The organism is Kocuria dechangensis (genome assembly GCF_014636775.1).
GTDB classification, from domain to species: domain Bacteria; phylum Actinomycetota; class Actinomycetes; order Actinomycetales; family Micrococcaceae; genus Kocuria; species Kocuria dechangensis.
Map to the genome: position 1 here is coordinate 164,428 of NZ_BMEQ01000005.1, position 23,485 is coordinate 187,912.

A 23,485-nucleotide genomic window follows, 5' to 3' on the forward strand; every position below is an offset into this window, starting at 1 on the left:
TCCTTCGCGGGCGGGCCGGCGGGGCGGGCTAGCGGACGGGGTCGTGGACGGTGACGAGCTTGGTGCCGTCCGGGAACGTCGCCTCCACCTGCACCGAGTGGATCATCTCGGGCACGCCCTCCATGACGTCCTCGCGGGTGAGGATCGTGGAGCCCCAGGACATGAGCTCGGCGACGGTGCGCCCGTCCCGGGCGCCCTCGAGCAGCTCGGCGGTGATGAGCGCGACGGCCTCCGGGTGGTTGAGCCTCAGGCCCCGCTCCCGGCGGCGCCGGGCCAGGTCGCCGGCCACGACGACCAGCAGCTTCTCCTGCTCGCGGGGTGTCAGGTGCACGGCTCTCCTCGGGGACTGCGGCTGCGGCGGCGGGGCGCTCGCCGCTTCCCGCCACCGTATGGAGCCCGTGTTACAGGCAGGTTCACCCGGTGTTTCGCGCGCGTGCCGGCTGCCGGACGGCGTGGGCGGTGTCCACGTCCCGGGGTGGGCGACCCCGGGACCGATCCACCCGGTGAAAAGAGCGACAGCACTGATGGTCATGCCTCCACTCCACGGTCGTATCGTGGTAGGAGTCCGCCATCGGCGTGCTCGAGGAGGTGCCATGACCGTCTCGGCGGAGCCGCCTGTCCTGGTCCACGGCGAGCGTCCCCTCCCGCGGCGGCACCGTCTCCTCCGCGAGGCCGCGGGCCTGGGGGCGGCGACGGCGATCGGCTTCACGGCCGTCTACTGGACCGCGGAGGTGACGCTCGGCCTGAAGGGGTTCGCGCTGAGCACCGTGAGCCTGTTCCTCGTCCTCGTCCTCGTGATCTCCTTCCCGCTGCGGCGGCGCCGGCCGGCGTTGGCCGCACCCCGGGACCGCCCGGTCGTCACCAGGAGGGTCGGGCAGGCCGTGCGCGAGGGGCGCCTGCCCGGGGACGTCGCCTGGCGCCGGGTGTGCGCGGTGGGGGCGGCGGAGCAGCTCGGGGCGCTCGTGCTCATCGTGCCCGCCTGTGTCGTCGTGGTGTGGGCGCTGTCGGCCCTGTTCCCCGGCGCCGCGCCCTGGCTCGTCGCGGTGCTGCCCCTGGCGGTGCTGCCCCCGCTGACCGCTCCCGCCCACCGGGGCTGGGCCTACCTGGGCCTGTACGAGGCCGAGCTCTCCCCCTCGGGGACTCTGTAGAGTGGAGCTGACCCGCAGTACCCTTAGCGTCGCCCTGCCGTCCGGCATCGGGGCAGGTCAGGAGGATGGTGTCCATGGCATTCGGAGGCGGCCGCCTGGTGGGGGGCGTACTGGCGGCGCTGCTGCTCACGGGGTGCAGCTCCGGGTTCCCCAAGGACCCGGAGGGCACGCTCGACCGGGTCCGCGACGGCGAGCTGCGCGTGGGGATCTCCGAGAGCCCGCCCTGGGCGGAGGTCGACGACAGCGGGCGCTCCGCCGGCCTCGAGGTCGAGCTCGTGGAGGACTTCGCGGAGCGCGTCGACGCCGATGTGGTGTGGTACCCCGGCAGCGAGAGCCACCTGATCCGCTCGCTGGAGGGCGGCGACCTCGACGTCGTCGTCGCGGGCCTCACCGACACGTCCCCCTGGGAGAAGCACGCCGCCCTCACCCGCCCGCACACGGAGATCGAGACGTGGGACGGCCGCACCGAGAAGATCGTGCTGGCCACCCGGCCGGGGGAGAACGGCTTCCTCACCGAGCTCGAGACGTTCCTGGTGGAACGGGAGGAGGGGCGATGACGCCGACCGGGACGAAGGCACGGTTCGGGTCGACGGAGCTCACCGACGGCCAGGCGCGCACCCTGGCCCGCGCGGTGCGCCTGGAGTGGATCACCGTCGGGGTGCTCGCCGTGACCGTGACCGTCGTGGCGCTCGTCGCCGGGCAGTCCCAGGCGATGAAGGTCGCCTGGATCGAGGACTCGCTCTCGTTCCTGCCGCCTCTCGCCTTCCTCGTGGCGGTCCGCATCGCCGGCCGGCGCCCGACGCCGCGCCACCCCTACGGCTACCACCGCTCCGTGGGCGTGGGCCACCTCGTGGCGGCGGTCGCGCTCCTGGCGATGGGTGCTGTCCTGGTGGTCGACTCGGGCTCCGGGCTGCTCACGGGGGAGCGGCCCCCGATCGGTGTCACCAGCCTGTTCGGTGTGCCGGTGTGGTCCGGCTGGCTGATGGTGGTGGCGATGACGCTCACCAGCGTCCCGCCGGTGGTCCTCGGCCGGATGAAGCTGAAGCTGGCCGAGGAGCTGCACGACAAGGTGCTCTACGCCGACGCGGACATGAACAAGGCCGACTGGATGACCGGCCTCGCCACGGTCGCGGGCGTACTGGGCATCGGCCTGGGCCTGTGGTGGGCGGACGCCGTGGCGGCCCTCGTGGTCTCCGCGTCGATCCTCAAGGACGGGGCCACGAACCTCAAGGGGGCCGTGGCCGACCTCGTGGACTTCCGTCCCACCACCTACGACGACGCCGCCCCGCACCCCCTCGTCGGCCAGCTGGAGACGGTGCTGCGCCAGCTGCCCTGGGTGCGCGACGCCGGCGTCCGGGTCCGGGACGAGGGCCACGTCTTCCACGTGGAGGGCTTCGTGGTCCCCGCCGAGGGCGTCGTCCCGACGCTGGAGCAGCTCGCGGCCGCCCGGAAGCGCTGCGCGGACCTGGACTGGAAGATCGAGGACGTCGTGCTCGCCCCCGTGGCGGAGCTCCCGGAGGACCAGGTCCCGCGCTGACGCGACCCCTCGGCGGGGCTCAGATCCGCAGGTGGACCAGGCTGGGCCCCTTCACGGCGAGCGCCTCGGTCACCTTCTCGGCGAGGGTCTCCCGGGTGGCCTCGAGCCCGACGGCGCCGAACGCCTCCGCGAGCGCCGGCCAGTCCGGCTGCCGCAGGTCCACGGCGAGGGGGTCGATGCCCCGGTCCGCCATGTTCTGCCGGATCTCGCCGTAGCCGCCGTTGTCCACGCAGACGATCGGCAGGTCCAGCCCGAGCTCCACGGCCGTCATGAGCTCCTGGATCGAGAACATCAGCGCGCCGTCGCCCACCAGGCACAGCACGGGCCGCTCCGGGGCCGCGAGCTTCGCCCCGATCGAGGCGGGCAGCCCGTAGCCCAGCGTCGCGTAGGTCCCCATGTACAGCAGGGAGTGGGGGAGCCGGGCGCGGAAGAACGTCGTCGAGCCCATGTAGGTGACCTGCGAGGAGTCCCCGCCGATGATCGTGTCCTCGGGCACCACGGCCATGATCGCCTCGTTGAGGGCGGCGAGGTCGGGGGCCCAGCGGCGGGCCTCGTCGTCCATCCGGGCGAAGACCTCGGCGAGGTCCCGCGGCTCGCGCGGCTCCAGGTGGCCGAGGGCCTCGATCAGCTGCGGCACGACGGCCGCGGAGTTGCCCGGCAGCTCGATGTCCGGGTCGAGGTTGCACAGCATCTGGTCCCGCATGATGTCCATGCGCACGATCGGCCCGGCGGGGGTGACGTCCCCGCCCCACAGCTCGGCCTCGCCCACCTTGGAGCCGACCACCAGCAGGGCGTCGGCCGAGCGCAGGAACTCGTGGGCGGTGGACAGCCGCAGGTCCGCCCCGAGGGAGAGCCGGTGCCGCTCCGGGATGGCCCCCTTGCCGTTGGTCGTGGTGATCACCGGGGCCTCGAGCAGCTCGGCGAGCTCGAGCAGCCGCTCCCCGGCGGGCAGCGAGCCGCCGCCCGCCAGGATCACGGGGCGGCGGGCGGCGCGCAGGACCTCGGCGGCGCGGCGCACGTCGTCGGCCGGCGCCGGCTGCGGGGCGCCCAGCGGCCGCGGGGCCACCTGCCGGTCGGTGCACTCCAGCTCCGCCTCGAGGACGTCCAGGGGGATCTCGATGTGCACCGGCCGGGGCCGCGAGTGGGTGAAGTCCCGGAAGGCGTCGTGGACCATCGTGACGGCCTCCGCGCCGCTGGTGACGCGGCGGCTGCGCCCCACGATCGCGTCGACGGCCGCCGACGGGTTCTTCGTCTCGTGCAGCGACCCGATGTCCCGGAAGTCCTGGCCCAGCGGCCGGCCCGGCGAGAGCAGGATCATGGGCCGGGACTCGGCGTAGGCGGTGGCCGCCCCGGAGAGGGAGTTCAGCAGGCCCGGGCCGGAGGTGGTGATCACGACCCCCGGCAGCCCGGAGACCTGGCTCCACCCGTCGGCCCCGTAGGCGGCGCCCTGCTCGTGGCGGGTCGTGATCGCCCGGATGCCCAGCTCCCGGAGCGGGCGGTAGAACTCCAGCGAGTGGGTGCCGGGGATGCCGAAGACCGTGTCGATCCCGTAGCCCCGGAGGGTCTCCAGCACGGCGCGGGCCGTGGTCCTGCGGGCGGTCACGGACGGGCCGCCGTGGTGGTCGGCGGCGTGACGACGAGGACGTTCATGGGCCGGGCTCGTTCCCGGGGCGCGGGCCGGCGCCCCTGCGGTCGCGTGGGAGAAAAGTTGCATGGGAGAAAGTTGCATGGGAGAAACAGGAGTTGTCGCACATCGTAGGGGCCGGCGCACGTGCTGGGAACCGGTCCGGTCGGTCACGGCGGGGTGGACGCGGCGGGCTCCGGCACCCGCCGGAGCCCGCCGGGCTCAGTCCAGGCTGATCGGCCCGAGCTCCTCGAGGAGGTCCCCGGGCCCGGGGTTGCCGGGGGCGCTGACGCCCCCGAGGTGCTTCACGACTCCCCACACGGCGTTGAGCCCGGTGGTGACGGCGCCCTCGGCCCAGCCCGCGGTGAAGGAGATGTCGTCGCCGGCCAGGAAGATCCCGCGCTGGTGCTCCGGCAGCCCGTCCTGGGCGAAGTGCGTGAACAGGCGCTGCTGGTAGCGGTAGTGGCCGGGGAGGTTCGCCTTGAACGCCCCCATGAAGTTGGGGTCCGACTCCCAGGAGACCGTGATGGGCTCCCCCACGATGTGGGACGCGATGTCCACGCCGGGGTAGATCTGCTCGAGCGAGTGCAGCATCAGCTCGACCCGCCCGTCGGCGTCGAGGGCCAGCCACTTCAGGGCGTCGTCGTTCCAGGTGTAGGACAGCAGGATCACGGCGGGCTTGTCCGGCCCGTCGTCGAGCAGGTACGTGGCCCGCGGGAGCCGGTCGGTCAGCGTCATGCTCAGGACGTCGCGCCCGGTGCCCGGGTCGACGTCCTTCCAGAAGGGCCGGTCCACCATGACGAACGTCTTGGAGGACTGCATGTAGTGGGAGCGCTCCATGGCGGTCCAGAGGCGGGCCGGGAAGAGGCCCTCCTCGGTGTGGATCCGCGTGGACAGCAGCCACGACTGGCACGTCGAGACGACGGCGGGGTACTGCGCGGCGCGGCCCCACTTCTCCTCGATCCGGAAGTCGCCCACGCCGCCGCCGGCCCCGGGCGGACGGGTGATCCGTGCGACGGCGCCGCGGGGCGAGCCGCCGTGCAGGGAGGCCAGGGACGTCCCCGCGGGCCAGTGGACGAGGTCCTCGGGCGCGTGGTGCCAGAGGGCCTCGGGCAGGCGCTGGGCGCCGCCGACGATGCTGCGGTGGCCGTCGTCGGCGTCGGTGTAGACGACCCGGAGGATCTCGAGGATCGAGTTCGGGAAGTCGGTGTCCCAGCCGCCCGTCCCGAAGCCGACCTGCCCGAAGGCCTCGCGGTGGTCGAACCCGGCCTCCTTGAAGGCCCTGCTGGCCGCGATGAAGCCGTAGAACGTCTGCTCGTCCAGGTCCCGGACCAGGACGTTCCACAGCTGCTTGATCCGGCCGGTGTCACGGGCCCTGATGGCCTCCTGCATCTGCCGGAACTGGGCGCCGTCGTCGACCGCGTCGTGCCAGGCCTCGGCCACCTCGTGGAAGAACGCCGGCAGGTCCTCGGGGGTGCGGGCGTAGTGGGCCTTCCCGCCGAGCTCGATGACGGTGCTGGAGGTGGCGTCGGAGAGGGGGTTGGGGAACGCCTCGGTCCGCAGCCCGAGCTTGTCCACGTAGTGGTAGAAGGAGCGCCCGGAGACGGGGAACCGCATCCCGCCCAGGTCGGCGGTCACGGAGGGCGCCCCGGCGAAGGACCGGGTCTTCAGCCGCCCGCCGATCTCCCCGGCCTCGTGCACGACAGGGCACAGCCCCAGCTTCATGAGCTCGTAGGCCGTCACCAGGCCGGAGAGCCCCGCCCCGATCACCGCGACCTTCGTGCCCCGCGCGGCCTCCGGGATGCTGCCGAGCCCCGAGGGGTGCTGGAGGTAGGTGTCGTAGCCGAACGGGAAGTCCGGGTTCAGCATGGTGACCGGCGCGGTGCCGGGCCCGGAGTGGTTGATGTCCGTTGCGATGGTCACTGGTCGTCCTTCACGGTCTCGCGGGTGGGGGTGCGTGCGCCGGCGGAGGCGGCGGCGTCCGTCGGGGAGGAGGCGGAGGCCTCAACGTACTCGTCGTCGGTCATGGCCGCCACGGTGGAGTGCCGCCGCCCGTAGCCGAGGTACACGGCCGCGCCGAGGGCCATCCACAGGACGAACACCACCCAGGTGCTGCCGCCGAGGTTCACCATGAGGAGCACGCACATGGTCACGGCCAGGATCGGCGTCAGCGGGAACAGCGGGACGCGGAAGGTGCGCGGCAGGTCGGGGCGGCGCCGGCGCAGGTCGATGACGGCCAGGCTGACGAGGCTGAAGGCGAACAGGGTGCCGATGCTCGTGGCGTCGGCGAGCTCCCCCAGCGGGACGAGCCCGGCGGCGGCCGCGATGACTCCGCCGGTGATCAGCGTGTTGGCGACCGGGGTGCCGGTGCGGGCGGAGACCCTGCCGAAGACCGGCGGGACGAGCCCGTCCCGGGACATGGCCATCAGGATGCGGGTCTGCCCGTAGAGGACGACGAGCACGATGCTGACGATCGCGATGACGGCGCCGACGGCGAACACCAGCGACATCCACGAGCTGCCGGTGACCTCCTGGAGGATCCGCACAAGAGCGGCCTCCTGGCCGTCGAACCAGCCCCAGGGGCGGGCCCCCACGGCGGCCAGCGCCACCAGGATGTAGAGGGACGTGATGAGCGCCATGGACAGGATGATCGCGCGCGGCAGGTCCCGCTGGGGGTTGCGGGCCTCGTCGCCGGCGGTGGAGGCCGCGTCGAACCCGATGTAGGAGAAGAACAGCCTCGAGGCCGCCGCGGTGACGCCGGCGGAGCCCATCGGCAGCAGCGGGGCGAAGTTGCGGGAGTCGAAGGCCGTGAAGGCCACCAGGACGAAGAACAGGAGGACGACGATCTTCAGGACCACCAGCACGGTGTTGACCAGCGCGCTCTCCCGCGCCCCCCGGATCAGCAGGACGGTGGCCAGGAGCACGACGGCCACGGCCGGGACGTTGAACACCCCACCGTCGCCGGGCGGCTGGATGAGGGCCTCCGGGAGCGTCACGCCGAAGGTCGTCGCGATCTCCGTGAGGTACTCGCCCGCGCCCACGGCGATGGCCGCCACGGACACCGCGTACTCGAGCAGCAGGCACCAGCCGCAGATCCAGGCCAGGCCCTCGCCCATCGTCGCGTAGGTGTAGGAGTAGCTGGAGCCCGAGACGGGCACGGCACCCGCCATCTCCGCGTAGGACAGGGCGGAGAGCATGGCGGCGACCCCGGCCACGACGAACGAGATCCATACCGCCGGGCCCGCGATGGGGACCGCGTCCCCGAGGACCACGAAGATGCCCGTGCCGAGCGTGGCCCCCACGCTGATCATCGTCAGCTGGAGGAGGCCGAAGCTCCTGATGAGCCCGGTGCTGGCGGTGTCCGAGTCCCGCACCATCTGCTGCAGCGGCTTGCGCCGGGTCAGCTGGTGGCCCAGCCGGAGGGCGGGGCCGGAGCGCTGCTGCTGTGCTGTGGGTGTCATGGTCATGGAGGCGTCCCTTTCGACGAGCGGCCTGCGGGTCCCCACAAACCCTAGGGATGTGACGGCAGTCTCAGTCGGGACGGAATGACTTAGAATCCCTCTCCATGAGCGGAAATGCACCACAGCAGGAACAGGTGGAGGCCGGTGCGGGCTGGGTGCAGCTCACCCTGGACCGTCTGCTCGCCCAGATGCCGGCCGAGCTGGAGCCCGTGGCGCGCCCGGAGGGGGACGCGAACCGGCCCCTGCGCTGGGTCGCCACGAGCGAGCTGGAGGACCCCACGCCCTTCCTGCTGGGCGGGGAGTTCCTCCTGACCGCCGGCGTCCCGCTGGTCGACCGTCCCCCGGAGGAGGTCGACGCCTACGTCGGGAGGCTTCGCGCCGCGGGGGTCACGGCCCTGGGGTTTGGGGTCTCTCCCGTGCACGACGACGTCCCGGCGCCCCTCGTGCGGGCGTGCACCGCGCAGGGGCTGCCGCTGGTCCGGGTGGCCCGGCGCACGCCCTTCGTCGCCGTGACCCGGAAGTTCGCGGCCATGCTGGAGGCCGAGGGCGCGCGCCTCAGCCGCCACCTCGCCGAGGTCAACCGCCGGATGCTGCGGGCGGTGCTCTCCGACGCGCCGGAGGGCTCGCTCCTGGGGGTGCTGGCCGCGGAGGTCCGCGGATGGGTCGTGCTCACGGGCGCGGACGGGAGGGCCAGCGCCGCGGCGGGGCGGCAGGTGCTGGCGGAGGAGCAGCTGCGGCCCCTGCAGGAGCGCATGCTGGCCGGCAGCGGCCCACGGGTCGAGGTCGCGGGATTCCCGGTACCGGGGGCCGCCCACGTGGTCGGCCACCCCCTGCGCAGCGAGCGCGACGTCAACCTGGGCACCCTGGTGCTCGGCTCGGCCACCGGCTTCAGCCCGCCGCAGCACACGACGATCACCCTCGCCGTGGGCCTCCTCGAGGTCCTGCTCCGCCAGCGGACCGTGGGCAACTTCGGCCCGAGCCGCCTGGCCACCCGGCTGCTGCTGGATCCCTCGGCCCTGGGCCGGGCCGCCTCGGGCCGCGACCGCACGCTCGCGCGGTCGCTGGCGCAGAGCATGTCCGGGGCCGAGGGGGCGCCGGTGCGGATCGTGCAGGGAGTGCGCCGGGACGGCCAGGACCGGGGCTGGCCCCCGCCCGCCGCCGGCGAGCTCCCCGAGCTGATCCAGCTGCGGCGCCTCTGCGACACGCGGCTGGTGGAGCTCACCGACTACGGCTTCGTAGCAGTCACCCGCTCGGCGGTCCCGGACCGGGTCGTGGCGGACCTGGAGCGGCTGGGGTGGCTGGTCGCGGTCGGGGGGCCCGTGGAGCCGGCCGAGCTCGCGAGCGGCAACGAGCAGGTCGCGGCGGTGCGGCGGCGGCTCCGGGGCGGCGGCGCCAGCGTCCGGGCCGAGGACGTGCAGTGGTCCGTGACGGGCCTGCTCGGTCCCGAGTCCGGCCGCCTGGTCGCCGAGCGCCTGTTCGCGCCGCTCGCGGTGCTGCCCGACGAGAGGCGGCGGCTGCTGCTGCGGGTCCTGCGCTCGTGGCTGGGGGTCCACGGCAGCTGGGACGCCTGCGGCCGGGAGCTGGGGCTGCACCGCAACAGTGTGCGCCGGCATGTCCAGCACGCCGCCGACGTGCTCCGCCTCGACCTGGACGACGCGCGGAGCAGGGCCGAGCTGCTGATCGCCCTGCAGTTCATGCCCGAGGACCGCTGACCCGCGCCGGGCCGCGTCAGCTGCAGGAGCAGCCGGTCCACCGCCCGTACAGGTCCGGGCGCCGGTCCCTCAGGTAGGGGACCCGTTCCCGCGCCGCCGCGACGGCCGCCCGGTCCACCGTCGCGCACAGGACCTCCGGGCCCTCGCCGGCGTGGGCCAGCAGGGTCCCGTCCGCCGCGGCGACCACGCTCTCGCCCCCCATCCGCAGCCCGCTCTCCGTGCCGCAGTGGTTGGCGTAGGCGACGACCACCTGGCTCTCGAGCGCCCGGGCCGGCACGAGGACGCGGGGCACCGCGCTGAAGCCGGCGCCGAGCGCGGTGGGGACCAGCAGCAGCTCCGCGCCCTGGTCGGAGGCGGCGCGGACGCTCTCCGGGAACTCCACGTCGTAGCAGATCAGCAGCGAGACCAGCATCCCGCCGTGCGCCACCGCCCGCGGGGCGGCCGAGCCGGGGGCGAAGGCCCTCCGCTCCTCGGCCCCGAACAGGTGCACCTTGTCGTAGGCCAGCACCTCCGCGCCGGTGGCGTCCAGCAGGCGGGCCGAGATGTGCCAGCGCCCGTCGGGGGCGATCCGGGGCGTGCTGTGCACGAGGGAGATGCCGTGGCGGCGCGCGATCCCCGCCGCGCGCTCGGCGATCCGGTCCAGGTCCGCGGCGGTCAGCTCCGCCCGGACCCGGTCGGGGCTGTAGCCGCACGTGAACAGCTCGGGGGTGAGGAGCAGGTCGGAGCCGTCCTCCCGGGCGCGCCGGGCGGCCGCGTCGACGGCTTCGAGGTTCGCCTCGAGGTCCATGACCTTCGCCTCGGACTGGAGGAGGGCGATCTGCATGGGGAGATCCTTCCGGAGACGGGGCCGAGGGCCCGCTGGGATCGGGCTGTCTCGGCAGAAGTTGCTGGTGGAGAAACAAAAGTTGTCCAACCTAGTATGATCTGGATCATGTTCCCCCACCAGGCCCCTGCCGTCGCGGGCCGCCGGCACCTCCGGAGGGCAGGCCCACCGTGAAAGCACTGCCCATCGAGAGCTCCGGCCGCTCCGCCGCCGTGGGCTCTCGCCTGCGCAACCACCGCCGGCGCAACCACATGACCATCGACCAGCTCGCCTCCGCTGCGGGCCTGACCAAGGGCTTCGTCAGCCGGGTGGAGCGGGACATCACCTCGCCCTCCGTGGACTCCCTCGTGCGGATGTGCCAGGTGCTGCGCATCGACGTGGGGGACCTCTTCGCCGGTCCCGGCGAGGTGGAGCTCGTCCGGCTGGCGGACGCCCCCCACATCGATCTCGGCGGCGAGGGGATCGAGGAGCAGCTCCTCACCCCCACCGACCAGCGCACGGTCCAGGTCCTCCGGGCCCGCGTGGCGGCGGGGGGCCGCGGCGAGGAGGCCATGTACAGCATGGACTGCGAGACCGAGGTCCTGCACCTGATCAGCGGCCGGTTCCGGCTGAAGGTCCCCGGCCGCACCTTCGACCTGGTCGCCGGCGACACCGTCACCTTCCCCGGCTCCGAGCCCCACACCTGGGAGAACCCCGGGGACGAGGACGCCGTCCTGCTCTGGATCCTCCGCACCTGATCCGGCCGTCCGTCCGCAGCGCCTCTCCGCACCACCCCTCCGACCCTCGAAAGGCCTCTCGCATGAACCCGGAACGCATCACCTCCACCGCCCCGGACGGCACCACCGTCGTGGGCCCCGTCAACGCGGCCCTGACCCCGCGCTGGGCCGGCCTGGGCACCTTCGCCCGGCTGCCGCGCACCGACGAGGTCGAGCGCACGGACATCGCGGTGGTCGGGGTCCCCTTCGACTCCGGGGTCTCCTACCGGCCCGGCGCCCGCTTCGGGGCCAACCACGTCCGGGAGTCCTCGCGCCTGCTGCGCCCCTACAACCCCGCCCAGAGCTTCTCGCCGTTCGCCGGGGCGCAGGTCGCCGACGCCGGGGACATCGTCGCCAACCCCTTCGACATCCACGAGGCCATCGCCTCGATCGAGGCCCAGGCGAAGGAGCTGATGGGGGACAGCACCCGGCTCGTGGCCGTCGGCGGGGACCACACCATCGCCCTGCCGCTGCTGCGGGCCGCCCACGCCCGCCACGGGAAGGTGGCGCTGCTGCACTTCGACGCACACCTCGACACCTGGGACACCTACTTCGGCGCGGAGTACACCCACGGGACCCCGTTCCGCCGCGCGTTCGAGGAGGGCCTGCTCGACACCGACGCCGTCTGCCACGTGGGCACCCGCGGTCCCCTCTACGGGCCCGAGGACCTCGACGACGACGCCCGCTTCGGCTTCGGCATCGTGTCCTCGGTCGACGTGATGCGGCTGGGGGTCGACGCCGTCGTCGAGGCGCTGCGCGAGCGCGTCGGCGACCGTCCGCTCTACGTCTCCCTCGACATCGACGTCCTGGACCCCGCCCACGCCCCCGGCACGGGCACCCCCGAGGCCGGCGGGATGACGAGCCGCGAGGTGCTCGAGATCCTGCGCGGGCTGCGCGGGACGGACGTCGTGGGCTGCGACGTCGTGGAGGTCGCCCCCGCCTACGACCACGCCGAGCTCACCGGGGTCGCCGCCGCCCACGTGGTCTACGAGCTGATCACGCTGCTCGCCATGGGCCCCGGCGCCGCACCCGGCGGGCCGGCGTACGGCCTGGCCGGGCACGTCTACGGCAGGGCCGCCGCAGGGCGGCCCGAGGACGTCCGGTGAGCGGAGGCGCGGCCGTGGCGCGCTGGCCCGACCACGTCTCCCTCTTCGCACGCCGCTCGGGGGAGTTCCGCCCGTCCCCCGTGCGGGCCGTGTTCGAGATCGCGATGCGGCCGGGGATGATCTCCCTGGCCGGCGGCAACCCGGACATGGGCGTGCTCCCGCACGACGTGATCGCGGGCATGACCGCCCGGATCCTCGCCGAGCGGGGGCCGGAGGTGCTGCAGTACGGCTCCGGGGCGGGCATCGGGCGCCTGCCCGGGCTGATCTGCGAGCTCATGGCCCTGGAGGGCGCCGAGACCACCCCGGACCGGATCCAGGTCACGGCCGGCTCCCAGGCCGGCCTGGACCTGGTCACCAAGCTGTTCTGCAACCCGGGCGACGTCGTGGTCGCCGAGGGCCCCACCTACGTGGGGGCGCTCGGGGTGTTCGGCAGCTACGAGGTCGAGGTCCAGCACGTCGACGTCGACGAGGACGGGTTCGACCCCGGCGCGGTGGCGGAGCGGATCGACGAGCTGCGGGCCGCCGGGCGGACCGTGAAGTTCGTCTACACGGTCCCGAACTTCCACAACCCCACCGGCGTGACGCTGAGCGAGGAGCGGCGGCGCCGGCTCGTGGCGGTCTGCGCGGAGCGCGGCGTGCTGATCCTCGAGGACGACCCGTACGGGCTGCTCGGCTTCGACCGGGAGCACCGGCCGCCGTCCCTGTACTCGCTGGACCCGGCCACCGTGATCCACCTGGGCAGCTTCTCCAAGATCTTCGCCCCGGGCCTGCGGATCGGCTGGATCGCCGCGGTGCCGGTGGTCCGGGCGCGGCTACAGATCGCGGCGGAGGCGGTCACCATCCACCCCTCGGTGCTGGGCCAGGAGCTGGCCGCCGAGTACGTGGGCAGCGAGCACTGGCGGCCCGCCCTCGACCGGGCCGTGGAGCGCTACCGCTCCCGGTGCGCCGCGATGATGGGCGCCCTCGAGGAGCACATGCCGGAGGGGGTGCGCTGGACCCGGCCCGCCGGCGGCTTCTTCACGTGGCTGGACCTCGACCCGGCCGCCGACCACGAGGACCTGCTCGACCGGGCGGTCCGGCACGGCTTGGTGCTGGTGCCCGGCGGCGCCTGCTACGCCGACGGCCGCCCCACCACGAGCCTGCGCCTGGCCTACTCCGCGGCCTCGGAGCAGGAGATCGCCGAGGGCGTCCGCCGCCTGGGGGAGGTGCTCCGGGGCTGAGCCCCCGCCGCGGCCACGCGGCGCCGAGGAGTCCCTACCGACCGGAATCGGTGTTGCACACCGACAGAACGCGACCCCTCGGCGGTGGCAGGGCGGCGAACGCGACCCCTCGGCGGTGGCAGGGCGGCGAACGCGACCCCTCGGCGGGGGAGGCGTGCCGAAAGCCGGTCAGGCCAGCAGCGCCTCCGCCGCCCTCCGCCCGGAGAGCAGCGCGCCCTGGGTGGAGGCGGTGGTGCGGTGGTCGCCGCACACGAACAGCCCGTTGCCGAGGGCGGCGGGGCGGGCGGCCACGAGAGGGGGCAGCTGCTCCGGCAGGGCGCCGCGCACCTCGTGGACGGTCAGGAGGTCCCACGCCGCCGCGTCGGCCTGCCAGATCTCGGCCAGCTGCCGGCGGACGTCGGCCTCGGGGGGCACGGCGGCGCCGCGGGGCAGCAGGGCGGTGGCCTGCACGAGCGAGCGGCCCTCCGGGGCGTAGCTGGGGGCGGCGTTGCTGACCACGGCGGTGTCGACCACCGGCCCCGTGGTCCCGCCCGGCAGCACCTGGGCCCTCAGGCCGGAGGGCGCGCGGTCGGGGGCGAACCACCACGTGACCTCCCCCTTCATGGCGGCGGTCGGCAGGTCCAGCAGCCCGGAGGCGGCCGGGGCGTCGGTCGCGACCACCACCGCCGGGGCGCGCCACGAGTTCTCCCCCGCGCCCACGGTCCACACCGACCCGGTGCGCTCGAGGGACTCGACGCGCGTGCCGAGCACCGCCCGGGCGCGCAGCCCGTCGTGCAGCCAGGCCGGCAGCGCGCCCATGCCCTCGGCGGGCAGGCCCGGGGTGCCGAGCAGGAACCACCCGACGAGCTGGCGCACGAACGCGGCGGAGGTGCGGCCCTCGTCCTCGAGGATCACGCCGGCGAGGAACGGCTCGAGCACCAGCTCCCGCAGGGGGCCGTGCACGCCCGCGGCGTCGAGGGACTCGAACCAGCTCCGGTCGTGCTCCTCCCGCCGCTCCGCGCGGGGGTCGAGCACGGGGGCGAGCCAGGCGAGCAGGGCGGGCACCCGCCGCAGCTCCACGAGGGGGCTGCGCAGGGTCTCCGCCAGGCGGGCCGGTGAGCGGCGGGGATCGGCGAGGACGTCGATGCCGTCGCCGCGGCGGACCCCCGCGGCCGCCTCGAACTTCTGCAGGCGCAGCGCCGGGACGTCCACGCTGCGGCGCAGCTCCGGGTAGGCGGGGTTGAGCACCTGGAAGCCGCGGTCGCAGCGGAAGCCGTCGACCAGGTCGGTGCGCACCCGCCCGCCCACGCCGTCGGAGGCCTCCAGCACCGCCACGTCCAGGCCGTGCTGCTCCAGCAGCCGGGCGCACTGCAGGCCGGCCAGTCCTGCGCCGACGATGACGACGTCGTGGTCCACGGGGTCCTCCTAGCGGATCAGGGGCGCCGCGGCCGGGAGGGCCCCGTCCACGTGCTGCCATCCTCGCAGGGCGGCGCCCCGGTTGTCAGGCGAACCAGGGAGCCGCCTCGGCGGGGTGCCGGTCCATCCACCGGCGCGCCGCGGCCAGGGGGTCGAGGCCGTCCAGGTTGACCGCGCGGTCCATCGCGCTCACCGCGGAGACGGTGAAGCGGATCCGGCCGAGCACCTCCCGGGTGCGCTCCGGCAGCCTCTCGAACGCGCCGCGGTGGGCGAGCAGGGAGGCCCGGTCCGGGGGCGGGAAGACGCCGAGCTCGTCGACGAGGGGGCGCAGGTCGTGGACCTCGTTGAGGTACTGGGGCTGCCACAGCGGGGTGACGAACCACTCGCGGGCGGCGATCCGCGCGTTGATGGTGTCGATGATCGCGTGGATGTCGCCGATCCGGTGGCTCCAGCCGGCCCGGTCCAGGCCGTAGTCGACCAGCAGCTGCTGGGACCGCGTGGTCAGCCCGGCTCCCGCGGTGGTGCCCTGCACGACGAGCGTCGCCATCCGCGCCGTGACCTCGGGGCGGGCCAGGTCGGAGAGGCGGGCGACCTGGTCGGCGGGGACGTAGCCGGGCACCGCCCAGAAGAACTCCGCGCCCTCGAACAGCGGGGCCACCTCGACGACCCGATCGCGGATCTGCTCCCAGTAGGCGGCGTGCCCGCCGGGCAGCCAGCTGTCCGCGAACAGGTCCAGCTCACCGCGTGCCAGCAGGGGGTACATCTCCGGGTGCGGTCCCTCGCGCACCTCGACGTCGTGCCCCAGGCGCAGGAGGACCTCTTCCACGACCGCGGCGGCGACCTGGTGGAAGGACTCGTCGATGCGGCCCAGCACCACGGGGGCCGGTGCGGAGGAGGTCACGGGCTCATCCTTTCTGCCGTCGGGCGGCCCACGCTATCAGGCGCCGTGGCGGGGACGGCAGGGAGCCGGGTCAGCCGACGACGGCGTCCGCCGCGCGTGCGCTCCGGGGTGCCGCGGCGGCGCGCCGCACCGGGATCGTGAACAGCGCCGACTCCACGGTCAGGCCCGGTCCGAACGCGAGCGCGCACACCGTCCGCGGCTCGTCGGCCGGCGCCTCGTCGATCACCTGGCGCAGCACGTGCAGGACGGTCACGCTGCTCATGTTGCCGCGGGTGGCCAGCACGTCGCGGGACTCCCGGAGGGCCTCCGGGGGCAGGCCGAGGGTCTTCTCCAGCTTGTCGAGGATGCTGCGCCCGCCGGGGTGGACGGCCCAGTCGGTGATCGCGGCGCGGTCCACGGCGCCGCCGGGGCCGTCGAGCAGGGCGTCGAGGGCGGTGTGGATGTTCTCCTCGATCACCCTGGGCACGGCGGCGCCCAGGACCATCTCGAAGCCCTCGTCCCCGATGCTCCAGGCCATGTCCCGCTCCCCGTCGGGGATCACGAGGGTGCGGAAGCGGTCGAGCCGGAGCAGCGGCTCCACGCCCGCGGGGGCCGCCGCGCTGACCACCGCGGCGGCGGCGCCGTCGGCGAAGAGGGAGGCCCCGCGGATGGCGTCGGGGTCCCGGGCCCGCTGCAGGTGCAGGGTGCACAGCTCGACGGCCACGACGAGCACGACGGCGTCCGGGTCCGCCTCCGCGACCGCGGCCGCCTGGCGCAGGCCGACGAGCGCGCCGTGGCAGCCCATGAACCCGATGTGGGACCGGCGCGTGGCCGGGTTCAGGCCGAGGTCGCGCACGAGCTGGTAGTCCGGGCCGGGCGCGAAGAACCCGGTGCAGGAGACCGTGATGACGTCGGTGACGTCCGCGGGGTCCAGCGCGGGGCAGCCGGCCAGGGCGTCGCGGGCCGCCGCCGCGAAGAGGGCGGGCGCCTCCTGGACGTAGGTGCGGTTGCGCGCCCCGGTGAGCGGGCCCAGGATGCGGCCGCCGGGGGCCACGTAGGCGGAGCCGGCACGGGCGTCCTCGTCGACGAGCTCCCGCAGGACGGTGTGCCGGCGCCCCACACCGCAGGCCCCGAACACGGTGCGCACGAGCCTCTCGGTGAGGCGGTCGGTGCCGGGCTGGGCCAGGTAGAGGTCCCGGGCGGTGGTCTGCTCGAGCACGTGCTCCGGGAGGGCCGTGCCGAGGGACAGGAGTGCGGCGGTCATCGCCCTCAGTATCGACCCTGGTTCCGCGGAAAGCCACGGCGCGGCGCGCCGCGCTGCGGGGCCCGGCCGCCGTGGGGCCGTGGCCGGGCCGCGATCAGGCCGGGGTCAGACCGTGGTCGTGGTGGCGTCGAAGTCCAGGCGCGGCAGCCGGTCGTGGCGGGGAGCGGCGGGCCGGCCGATGTTCACCACCATGATCGAGCGACGGTTGGTCCCGGGGTGGAACTCGGCGTCCACGCCGGCGGGGTCGAACCCGCCCATGGGGCCGGCGGCGAGGCCCAGCGCGCGCACGGCCATGATGAAGTACCCGGCCTGCAGGTGGGCGTTGTCCCGGCCCATCTGCGCGCGCAGCTCCTCGTTGCCGGCGAACATCTCCTGGTTGCCGGCGGCGGGCGGGAAGACGACGGGCAGGTGCTCGTGCCAGTCGACGTCGTAGCCGAGCACCGCGACGGCGGTCGCGGCGGCGGTCTTGGCCTTGTTGCCCTCGGCCATGTGCTGGACCAGGCGCTCACGTGCCTCCGGCGTGCGGATCCAGGTCACGCGCAGCGGCTGGATGTTCATGGCGGTGGGGCCCATCTTGGCGAGCTCGTGGACGGCGCGCAGCTGCTCCTCGGTCACGGGCTCGTCGAGGAACTCGGTGGCGGTGCGCGCCTCCCGGAAGAGGAGGTCGGCGGCGGGGGCGTCGAGGGCGAGGTGGTCCTGCAGGGCGTCGGCGGTCATGATGATCCTTTCGAGTTCAAGCACTGCTCGTGTACATGTCAACAACAAGCGACTCGATCCCATGCCCGGCCCGGACGTGCGCTTCATCACGTCACCGGTGAGTAGCCTGGGGCCAGGCGGACGACGTCCGGGCGCCGGGAGCGAGACCTGGCGGCCCGGCCGGCCGTGCCGCGGCCTGCCGCGCCGAGGGAAGAAGGACCCCGTGAACGCCGAGAACTCGTGCCCCGCCCCGCACCACGGCGGGCACCGGAAGTCCGTGCGCGCCGGAGAGGCCGCCGAGCCGGGGATCGAGGTGGTCGGGGGAGCCTGGCACGTGCGCTCGCTGTCCCTGGTCCGCCAGGTCCTGCGGGAGGGGGACGCCACGGTCCAGGCCGGGTTCAACGCCGAGACCGCGCACGAGGGGCTCGCCCGGACCCCCGTGCTGTTCATGGACGGCCCCGAGCACCGCCGCCAGCGCGCCGCCATCGCGCGGTACTTCACCCCGGCCACGGTGGGCCGGCGCTACCGCGGCCTCATGGAGGAGTTGGCCGACGAGCTGGTCGGGCAGGTCCGGCGGGACGGCGGGTGCGAGCTCTCCCGCGTGACCATGCGCTACTCCGTGGAGATCGCGGCGCAGGTGGTGGGGCTGACGGAGTCGGACACGGACGGGATGTCCGTGCGGCTGGACCGGTTCTTCGGGCTCCCGTTCGTCCCGCCGGGCGAGCAGGGGGCGGGCGGGAGCCGGCTCGGGGCCGCCCTCAGGGCCCGGGCGCGGTCGCTGCGCTCGCTCGCGGCCGTCGGCGCGTTCTTCCTCAGGGACGTCCGCCCCGCGATCGCCGCCCGCCGGGCGGCGCCCCAGGAGGACGTCATCTCGCACCTGCTCGAGCAGGGGTACGGGGACCGGGAGATCCTCACCGAGTGCATCACCTACGCGGCCGCGGGCATGGCCACCACGCGCGAGTTCATCGCGATGGCCGCCTGGCACCTGCTCGACGACCCGCGGCTGCGCGAGCGCTACCTGGCGGCGGAGGAGGCGGAGCGCTACGGGATCCTCCACGAGATCCTCCGGCTCGAGCCCGTGGTGGGCCACCTCTACCGCCGGGCCGTGCGGGACCTGGTCCTCGTCGACGGGGACGAGTGCCACGAGGTGCCCGCCGGGGCCGTGCTCGACCTCTACGTGCGGCAGGCGAACGCGGACCCCGGCGCCTTCGGGGACGACGCCCTCTCCCTGTGCCCCGTGCGCGAGCGGCCCACGGGGGCGAGGCCCGAGGGCGTCTCGTTCGGCGACGGCCCGCACCGGTGCCCCGGCAACTTCCTCGCGATCCAGGAGAGCGACGTCCTCCTGCAGCGCCTGCTCCGGCTGCCCCTCGAGCTGGCGGAGCCGCCGCGGCTCGGCTGGGAGGACCTCATCGCCGGCTACCAGCTGCGCGGGGTCGCGCTCCGGGTCCGCGGGTGACGCGCCGGGCCGTGGCACCGGCCCGCTGACATCGCCCGACGCCCTCCGGCAGGGGTCCCGGCAGGCTTCGCATTGGGTCACATGTCCATAACGTCCCTACGCTGGGCAGTGCACAGGAGTGGGGGCTCCTTTCTCGCAGGCTGTCCGCAGCCTTCTCGCAGGGGGATGGTCCGCGCTCCAGTCCGTCGGGGGGCAGGACTGCGTGCGCCGTGCTGCCTTCCGCCCGTTCGGCCGGAGGAATCCTTGACGACCACCCGCAGCACCACCGCAACCCTCGCCCTCGCGGCGGCACTGGCCCTCGTTCCCGCGGCGTCCGCCGTGGCGGCGCCCGCCGACCCCGGCATCACCGGGCCCGGCGCGCTGAGCACCGCCCTGGAGCAGGCGCCCGCCGTCGGGGGCACGGCCCCCGAGGTCCCGGCGAGCGGCACCGCCGTGCCCAACGACCCCGAGTACAAGGCCGTGCAGTGGAGCCTGTGGGACGACCCGGCGGGCCTGGGCCTACCCCCCGCGTGGGAGCGTGCCACCGGCGCGGGCCAGACCATCGCGATCGTGGACACCGGCATCACCGCCCACCCCGACCTCGACGCGAACGTCCTCCCGGGCCGCGACTTCATCTCCGCGGTGCCCCACGCCCGCGACGGCGACGGCTGGGACGCCGATCCCACCGACATGGGCGACTACCCGGACCCGGCCCTGTGCCCCGGCAGCCCCATGCCGCTCACGTCCACGTGGCACGGCACCCACACCGCGGGCATCGCCGCCGCGGACGGCAACAACGGGATCGGCGTCTCCGGGGTGGCCCCCGACGCGAAGATCCTGCCGGTGCGCGCCGTGGGCGCGTGCAGCACGGGCCAGATCTCGGACGTCGCCGCAGGGATCGCCTGGGCCGTGGGCGCCGCGGTGCCGGGCGCGCCCGCCAACCCGAACCCCGCCTCCGTGGTCAACCTGAGCCTCGCGGTGGAGGGCGTGTGCCCGCCGGTGCTGCAGAGCGCGATCACCGAGGCCGTCTCCCGCGGCGTGCCCGTGGTCGTGGCCGCCGGCAACCAGGGCATCGACGCCTCCCGCACCACCCCGGCCAACTGCGCCGGGGTCATCTCGGTCGCGGCCACCGACATCGCCGGGGCCGGGGCGCCCTACTCCAACTTCGGGGCGGTGACGCTCGCGGCCCCTGGCGGGAACGCCTTCAGCGGGATCCGCGGCACCCTCAACGCCGGCGCCCAGGGTCCCGCGGCGGCCTCCTACGGGGACCGCAACGGCACGTCCATGGCCGCCCCGGCGGTCTCCGGGACGATCGCCCTGCTGCAGCAGCTCGCCCCGGGCCTGGGGGTGGAGGGCGTGCGCGAGGCCCTCACGTCCACGGCCCGCACGGCGCCCGGCGGCTGCCCGGCCGGCTGCGGCGCCGGGATGATCGACCCGGTCTCCGCGCTGGTCCGGGTGCAGGGCGGCGAGCCCTTCGCCGTGGACGGTGCCATCGGGGAGCTCCACGGCCGGATCGGTGCGAGCACCGGCGAGCCCGTCTCCCGCGAGATCTGCGGGATGAGCGGTAGCCCGTGCTTCCAGGAGTTCGAGACCGGGTGGATCGTGTGGTCCACCACCGGCGGCGCGCGCTGGATCGACGGACCGCTCCCCGCGCAGTGGTGGCTGATCAGCTGAGCCCGGTGCCCCGCTCCCCGCAGCGGTGGCTGATCGGCTGAGCCCGCCGTCCCCGCACCGCCTCGGCGGGGCGGGGACGGCGTCGTGCGGGGCGGGGACGGCGGCCCCGCCCCTCAGGCGTTGAGCCGGTGGATGCGGGCGCTGAGCACGGTCGCGAACGCGCACCAGCCCGCGTAGGGCAGGAGGGCCGCGCCGAGGACCGGGGTCGTCCGGCCGGCGCGGCGCGCCAGGTCGGCGCTGCTGACCGTGAGGGCCGCGGCGGTCGCGGTGGCCAGGGCGGTGTCGTGCTTCGTGAAGAACACCCAGCTCCACCCGCCGTTGAGCGCCAGGTTCAGGGCGAGGGCCCGGCGGTAGCCGCGGTGCTGCCGCGCGGCCTCGGACGGGGTGCGGCCGGGCCGGGGCGGGCGGATGGTGCGCACCTGCCCGCTGCCGCGGTGCAGTCCCGGACGGGTCCGCCGCTCCAGCGCGGTGAGCACCGCGGCGGAGGTCACGGCGATGTCCGCGTAGAGGAGGGTCCACACGACCGGGAAGACCTCGGCCGGCGGCTGGATCGACGGCTTGCGCAGCGCCCGGTACCAGGCGCTGCCCGTCCCCGTGGCGGTGGCCGCGCTGCCCGCGGCGGCGGCCGCGGCCGTCTGCGCGGACGTCTTGAGCAGGTACGTCCCGAACATGGCTACCCCGTTCCCTCTGCGGTCTCTCCGACGGTGTCGGCCGGTGTGCGCGCCGGAGCGGACGCCGGTGGGTCCACTCTAAGCCGGGCCCAGGCCCCGAGGATGCCCGCCACGACGGCTCCCGCGTTGCCCGCGGCCAGGTCTCCCATGGTGTCCCCGTAGCCGACCTGCACACGGGGGTCCACGGCGACGTTGCCCACGAACTCCGCGTACTCCCAGACCACGGCCAGGGCGGTGCCCAGGGCGGTGACCACGAGCACGTGCGTGACGGCCCCCGGCGCGGCGAGGCGGCCCCAGCGCTCCAGCGCCCGGAACGCGAGCTCGGCCAGCACGGCGGTCGCCGCGAAGTGGACGACGAGGTCCCAGTACGACAGCCGCTCGTAGAGCAGGAACACGGAGCTCCACGCGGCGAGCAGCAGGACCAGGTCGGTGGCGAGCTCGAGGGCGGCCGGGAGGCGGGCCCGCCACGTGACGGTGACGCCGAGGCACACGAGCATCATCACGGCGGCGCCCACGGCGTCGAAGAGCGCGGCGGTGGCGAGCACCGAGAGCGGCCCGCACCAGCGCACCACCAGCACGAGCGGCCTCATGCGCGGTCCCGCCCGCTGCCCGCGCCGAACCGCTGGTCGAGCCGGGAGCGCCACCGCTCCCACGGCCGCTCCAGCGCCCAGTTCACCCGCAGCGTCCGCCCGGCACGGGCCAGGCGCCGCGCGCCGGCCGGGCCGAGCCGCAGGGCCCGCGGGGACATGCCCACGGCCAGGCCCGGGCGGAACACGATCCGCCGGCCGGGGGCCAGCCGGAAGCTGAGGTCCATGTCGTCGTGCAGCTCGGGGTCGTGGCGGTGCACCCCGTCGCGGACCTCGAGCCACCAGGAGCGGCGCATCGCCATGTTGGTCCCGAACAGCGGCGGGTGGGCCAGCGCGGCGCCCGTGCTGACGACGTAGAGGCCCATGTAGACGGCGGACACCGCCCGGTCGAGCCCCGGCGGGAGCCCGTAGAAGCGCCCGGGCCCGGACACGGCCACGGCGCCGTCGTCGGCCTCGAGGGCGGCCAGGAGCCCGGCGATCCAGCCGGGGCCGGGCACGGTGTCCGCGTCGCAGCGCACCACCACGTCCCCGCGGGCGGCGTCGTAGCCGGTCGCGGCCGCGGGCGGGATGCCGAGCTGCGGCTCCACCACGACGCGCGCCCCCGCGGCGCGCGCGACGTCCGCGGTCCCGTCGGTCGAGCCGTTGTCCACGACCACCACCTCGTCGGGCGGGCGGGTCTGGGTGGCGAGCAGGCGCAGACACCGCGCCAGGTGCACGGCGTCGTCCCGGGCGGGCACGACCACCGAGACGACGGGGGTGCGGTCGTGGCCGGTCTCGCTCCTGCTGTCCGTCATGGGCCCATTCTCTCGTGCCCGCCCCCTAGAATCGGCACATGCAGGCCGACGAGGGCACGATCAGCGGGTCCGGCGCCCCGGCGCCGGCGGGCGGCGCGCGCCGCGGGGACCGGGGCTTCGACGTCCTCTTCCTCCTCCAGCTCTTCAGCACCGAGGCGGAGCGCTACGCGGACCAGGTGCGCCGCGGCTTCGGGCTCGCCCACAAGGACGTCCACGCCCTCAATGAGGTGATGCAGGCCAACCGGGCCGGACGGCCCGTGCGCGCCGGGGACATCGCCCGGCGGCTCGTGCTCAGCGGCTCGGCGACGACGACGGTCATCAAGCGGCTGGTCGCCGCCGGCCACCTCGTGCGGGCGGTGGATCCCCACGACCGGCGCGAGGTCAGCCTCCGGGCCACGGAGCACGCCTACCGCTCCGGGCGGCAGATGTTCGCCGCCATGACGGAGGAGCTGATGGCCGTGCTGGACGACTGCACGGACGAGGAGCTCGAGGTGCTGCGGCGGCGCCTGCCGCAGCTGACCGACGCGGTGGGCCGGGCGGGCCGGCGCGCCGCCCAGGGGGCCGACCCGGCCCCGGGCCGGAAGGCGGGGGCGCAGGCCGTGCCGGGGGAGGGGCCCGAGGGGCGCCCGGGAGGCGCCGCGCAGGACCCGGAGGCCCCCGGAGGAGACGAGGAGGGTAATTGATTCGATTTTCGAACGACTGT

At 74.8% G+C, this 23,485-nt stretch carries 22 protein-coding genes; 10 read left to right on the top strand and 12 right to left on the bottom strand.

The window, feature by feature from the left end; all coding sequences use genetic code 11:
• Window positions 1-28 precede the first annotated feature (28 nt).
• Window positions 29-331: an urease subunit gamma gene (locus IEW07_RS07095; RefSeq protein WP_188535663.1), complete on the bottom strand. Its 303-nt coding sequence runs from the start codon at window positions 329-331 to the stop codon at window positions 29-31.
• A 262-nt stretch (window positions 332-593) separates the two neighbouring features.
• Here IEW07_RS07095 and IEW07_RS07100 point away from each other — a divergent pair, with 262 nt between their 5' ends.
• The 3 genes from IEW07_RS07100 (at window position 594) to IEW07_RS07110 (ending at window position 2,685) form a co-directional block, all read left to right on the top strand.
• Window positions 594-1,148, top strand: coding sequence for a hypothetical protein (locus IEW07_RS07100; protein ID WP_188535665.1), 555 nt, complete (start codon window positions 594-596; stop codon window positions 1,146-1,148).
• A gap of 74 nt (window positions 1,149-1,222) precedes the next feature.
• Window positions 1,223-1,705 (top strand): transporter substrate-binding domain-containing protein, encoded by a 483-nt coding sequence (locus IEW07_RS07105; RefSeq protein WP_188535667.1) that lies wholly within the window; start codon window positions 1,223-1,225, stop codon window positions 1,703-1,705.
• A complete protein-coding gene (locus IEW07_RS07110) occupies window positions 1,702-2,685 on the top strand; it encodes a cation diffusion facilitator family transporter (protein ID WP_188535669.1) in 984 nt (327 codons plus the stop codon). The genes IEW07_RS07105 and IEW07_RS07110 overlap by 4 nt, the downstream gene beginning before the upstream one ends.
• Before the next feature lie 19 nt (window positions 2,686-2,704).
• Here IEW07_RS07110 and IEW07_RS07115 read toward each other — a convergent pair whose 3' ends face one another.
• From IEW07_RS07115 to IEW07_RS07125, 3 genes are all read right to left on the bottom strand, one after another.
• Entirely contained in the window at window positions 2,705-4,399 is a 1,695-nt protein-coding gene (locus IEW07_RS07115; protein ID WP_229741626.1) for a thiamine pyrophosphate-binding protein, read from the bottom strand.
• 132 nt (window positions 4,400-4,531) lie between these two features.
• The gene (locus IEW07_RS07120) at window positions 4,532-6,178 is read right to left on the bottom strand and encodes a flavin monoamine oxidase family protein (RefSeq protein ID WP_188535801.1); all 1,647 of its coding nucleotides are present in this window, start codon (window positions 6,176-6,178) and stop codon (window positions 4,532-4,534) included.
• Between the two features lie 50 nt (window positions 6,179-6,228).
• Window positions 6,229-7,776 (bottom strand): amino acid permease, encoded by a 1,548-nt coding sequence (locus IEW07_RS07125; protein ID WP_188535671.1) that lies wholly within the window; start codon window positions 7,774-7,776, stop codon window positions 6,229-6,231.
• A gap of 98 nt (window positions 7,777-7,874) precedes the next feature.
• Here IEW07_RS07125 and IEW07_RS07130 point away from each other — a divergent pair, with 98 nt between their 5' ends.
• Window positions 7,875-9,482: a PucR family transcriptional regulator gene (locus tag IEW07_RS07130; protein ID WP_188535673.1), complete on the top strand. Its 1,608-nt coding sequence runs from the start codon at window positions 7,875-7,877 to the stop codon at window positions 9,480-9,482.
• A gap of 16 nt (window positions 9,483-9,498) precedes the next feature.
• Here the strand turns inward: IEW07_RS07130 and IEW07_RS07135 are convergent, their stop codons facing one another.
• Window positions 9,499-10,305 (bottom strand): nitrilase-related carbon-nitrogen hydrolase, encoded by an 807-nt coding sequence (locus IEW07_RS07135; RefSeq protein WP_188535675.1) that lies wholly within the window; start codon window positions 10,303-10,305, stop codon window positions 9,499-9,501.
• 170 nt (window positions 10,306-10,475) lie between these two features.
• Between IEW07_RS07135 and IEW07_RS07140 the strand changes: the two genes are divergently transcribed.
• The 3 genes from IEW07_RS07140 (at window position 10,476) to IEW07_RS07150 (ending at window position 13,386) form a co-directional block, all read left to right on the top strand.
• On the top strand, window positions 10,476-11,042 hold the full coding sequence (locus IEW07_RS07140) for a helix-turn-helix domain-containing protein (RefSeq protein WP_188535677.1): 567 nt from the start codon (window positions 10,476-10,478) through the stop codon (window positions 11,040-11,042).
• 62 nt (window positions 11,043-11,104) lie between these two features.
• Window positions 11,105-12,166, top strand: a complete 1,062-nt coding sequence (gene speB / locus IEW07_RS07145; protein WP_188535679.1) for an agmatinase — start codon at window positions 11,105-11,107, stop codon at window positions 12,164-12,166.
• Window positions 12,163-13,386, top strand: a complete 1,224-nt coding sequence (locus IEW07_RS07150) for an aminotransferase-like domain-containing protein (protein ID WP_188535681.1) — start codon at window positions 12,163-12,165, stop codon at window positions 13,384-13,386. Before speB ends, IEW07_RS07150 begins: the two co-directional genes overlap by 4 nt.
• A 168-nt stretch (window positions 13,387-13,554) precedes the next feature.
• Here IEW07_RS07150 and IEW07_RS07155 read toward each other — a convergent pair whose 3' ends face one another.
• From IEW07_RS07155 to IEW07_RS07170, 4 genes are all read right to left on the bottom strand, one after another.
• A complete protein-coding gene (locus IEW07_RS07155; RefSeq protein WP_188535683.1) occupies window positions 13,555-14,781 on the bottom strand; it encodes an NAD(P)/FAD-dependent oxidoreductase in 1,227 nt (408 codons plus the stop codon).
• Between the two features lie 85 nt (window positions 14,782-14,866).
• On the bottom strand, window positions 14,867-15,682 hold the full coding sequence (locus tag IEW07_RS07160; protein WP_188535685.1) for a glycine betaine ABC transporter substrate-binding protein: 816 nt from the start codon (window positions 15,680-15,682) through the stop codon (window positions 14,867-14,869).
• A gap of 70 nt (window positions 15,683-15,752) precedes the next feature.
• Window positions 15,753-16,925 carry a type III polyketide synthase gene (locus tag IEW07_RS07165; RefSeq protein WP_188535687.1) on the bottom strand — a complete coding sequence of 391 codons (1,173 nt, stop codon included), beginning with the start codon at window positions 16,923-16,925 and terminating at the stop codon, window positions 15,753-15,755.
• A gap of 105 nt (window positions 16,926-17,030) precedes the next feature.
• Window positions 17,031-17,642: a malonic semialdehyde reductase gene (locus tag IEW07_RS07170; RefSeq protein ID WP_188535689.1), complete on the bottom strand. Its 612-nt coding sequence runs from the start codon at window positions 17,640-17,642 to the stop codon at window positions 17,031-17,033.
• Between the two features lie 202 nt (window positions 17,643-17,844).
• Between IEW07_RS07170 and IEW07_RS07175 the strand changes: the two genes are divergently transcribed.
• A complete protein-coding gene (locus tag IEW07_RS07175) occupies window positions 17,845-19,077 on the top strand; it encodes a cytochrome P450 (protein WP_229741627.1) in 1,233 nt (410 codons plus the stop codon).
• A gap of 243 nt (window positions 19,078-19,320) precedes the next feature.
• Window positions 19,321-20,730, top strand: a complete 1,410-nt coding sequence (locus IEW07_RS07180; RefSeq protein ID WP_188535693.1) for a S8 family serine peptidase — start codon at window positions 19,321-19,323, stop codon at window positions 20,728-20,730.
• Window positions 20,731-20,843: 113 nt separating this feature from the next.
• Here IEW07_RS07180 and IEW07_RS07185 read toward each other — a convergent pair whose 3' ends face one another.
• The 3 genes from IEW07_RS07185 to IEW07_RS07195 are packed head-to-tail and all read right to left on the bottom strand — an operon-like array spanning window position 20,844 to window position 22,782.
• Window positions 20,844-21,401 (bottom strand): TspO/MBR family protein, encoded by a 558-nt coding sequence (locus IEW07_RS07185; RefSeq protein ID WP_188535695.1) that lies wholly within the window; start codon window positions 21,399-21,401, stop codon window positions 20,844-20,846.
• Window positions 21,402-21,403: 2 nt separating this feature from the next.
• Window positions 21,404-21,991, bottom strand: a complete 588-nt coding sequence (locus tag IEW07_RS07190; protein WP_188535697.1) for a DUF2238 domain-containing protein — start codon at window positions 21,989-21,991, stop codon at window positions 21,404-21,406.
• Window positions 21,988-22,782, bottom strand: a complete 795-nt coding sequence (locus IEW07_RS07195; protein WP_188535699.1) for a glycosyltransferase family A protein — start codon at window positions 22,780-22,782, stop codon at window positions 21,988-21,990. The genes IEW07_RS07190 and IEW07_RS07195 overlap by 4 nt, the downstream gene beginning before the upstream one ends.
• A gap of 38 nt (window positions 22,783-22,820) precedes the next feature.
• Between IEW07_RS07195 and IEW07_RS07200 the strand changes: the two genes are divergently transcribed.
• Window positions 22,821-23,465, top strand: coding sequence for a MarR family winged helix-turn-helix transcriptional regulator (locus tag IEW07_RS07200; RefSeq protein ID WP_188535701.1), 645 nt, complete (start codon window positions 22,821-22,823; stop codon window positions 23,463-23,465).
• The last annotated feature ends 20 nt before the right edge of the window (window positions 23,466-23,485 follow it).

Excerpts from the sequence above, each read along its gene's own strand:
- IEW07_RS07115 (WP_229741626.1), bottom strand. The coding sequence starts at position 4,399 with ATGCAACTTTTCTCCCACGCGACCGCAGGGGCGCCGGCCCGCGCCCCG.
- IEW07_RS07165 (WP_188535687.1), bottom strand. The coding sequence starts at position 16,925 with ATGACCGCCGCACTCCTGTCCCTCGGCACGGCCCTCCCGGAGCACGTG.
- IEW07_RS07120 (WP_188535801.1), bottom strand. The coding sequence starts at position 6,178 with ATGCTGAACCCGGACTTCCCGTTCGGCTACGACACCTACCTCCAGCAC.
- IEW07_RS07195 (WP_188535699.1), bottom strand. The coding sequence starts at position 22,782 with ATGACGGACAGCAGGAGCGAGACCGGCCACGACCGCACCCCCGTCGTC.
- IEW07_RS07135 (WP_188535675.1), bottom strand. The coding sequence starts at position 10,305 with ATGCAGATCGCCCTCCTCCAGTCCGAGGCGAAGGTCATGGACCTCGAG.
- IEW07_RS07110 (WP_188535669.1), top strand. The coding sequence starts at position 1,702 with ATGACGCCGACCGGGACGAAGGCACGGTTCGGGTCGACGGAGCTCACC.
- IEW07_RS07200 (WP_188535701.1), top strand. The coding sequence starts at position 22,821 with ATGCAGGCCGACGAGGGCACGATCAGCGGGTCCGGCGCCCCGGCGCCG.
- speB (WP_188535679.1), top strand. The coding sequence starts at position 11,105 with ATGAACCCGGAACGCATCACCTCCACCGCCCCGGACGGCACCACCGTC.
- IEW07_RS07185 (WP_188535695.1), bottom strand. The coding sequence starts at position 21,401 with ATGTTCGGGACGTACCTGCTCAAGACGTCCGCGCAGACGGCCGCGGCC.
- IEW07_RS07130 (WP_188535673.1), top strand. The coding sequence starts at position 7,875 with ATGAGCGGAAATGCACCACAGCAGGAACAGGTGGAGGCCGGTGCGGGC.
- IEW07_RS07170 (WP_188535689.1), bottom strand. The coding sequence starts at position 17,642 with ATGACCGCCGACGCCCTGCAGGACCACCTCGCCCTCGACGCCCCCGCC.
- IEW07_RS07105 (WP_188535667.1), top strand. The coding sequence starts at position 1,223 with ATGGCATTCGGAGGCGGCCGCCTGGTGGGGGGCGTACTGGCGGCGCTG.
- IEW07_RS07100 (WP_188535665.1), top strand. The coding sequence starts at position 594 with ATGACCGTCTCGGCGGAGCCGCCTGTCCTGGTCCACGGCGAGCGTCCC.
- IEW07_RS07125 (WP_188535671.1), bottom strand. The coding sequence starts at position 7,776 with ATGACCATGACACCCACAGCACAGCAGCAGCGCTCCGGCCCCGCCCTC.
- IEW07_RS07190 (WP_188535697.1), bottom strand. The coding sequence starts at position 21,991 with ATGAGGCCGCTCGTGCTGGTGGTGCGCTGGTGCGGGCCGCTCTCGGTG.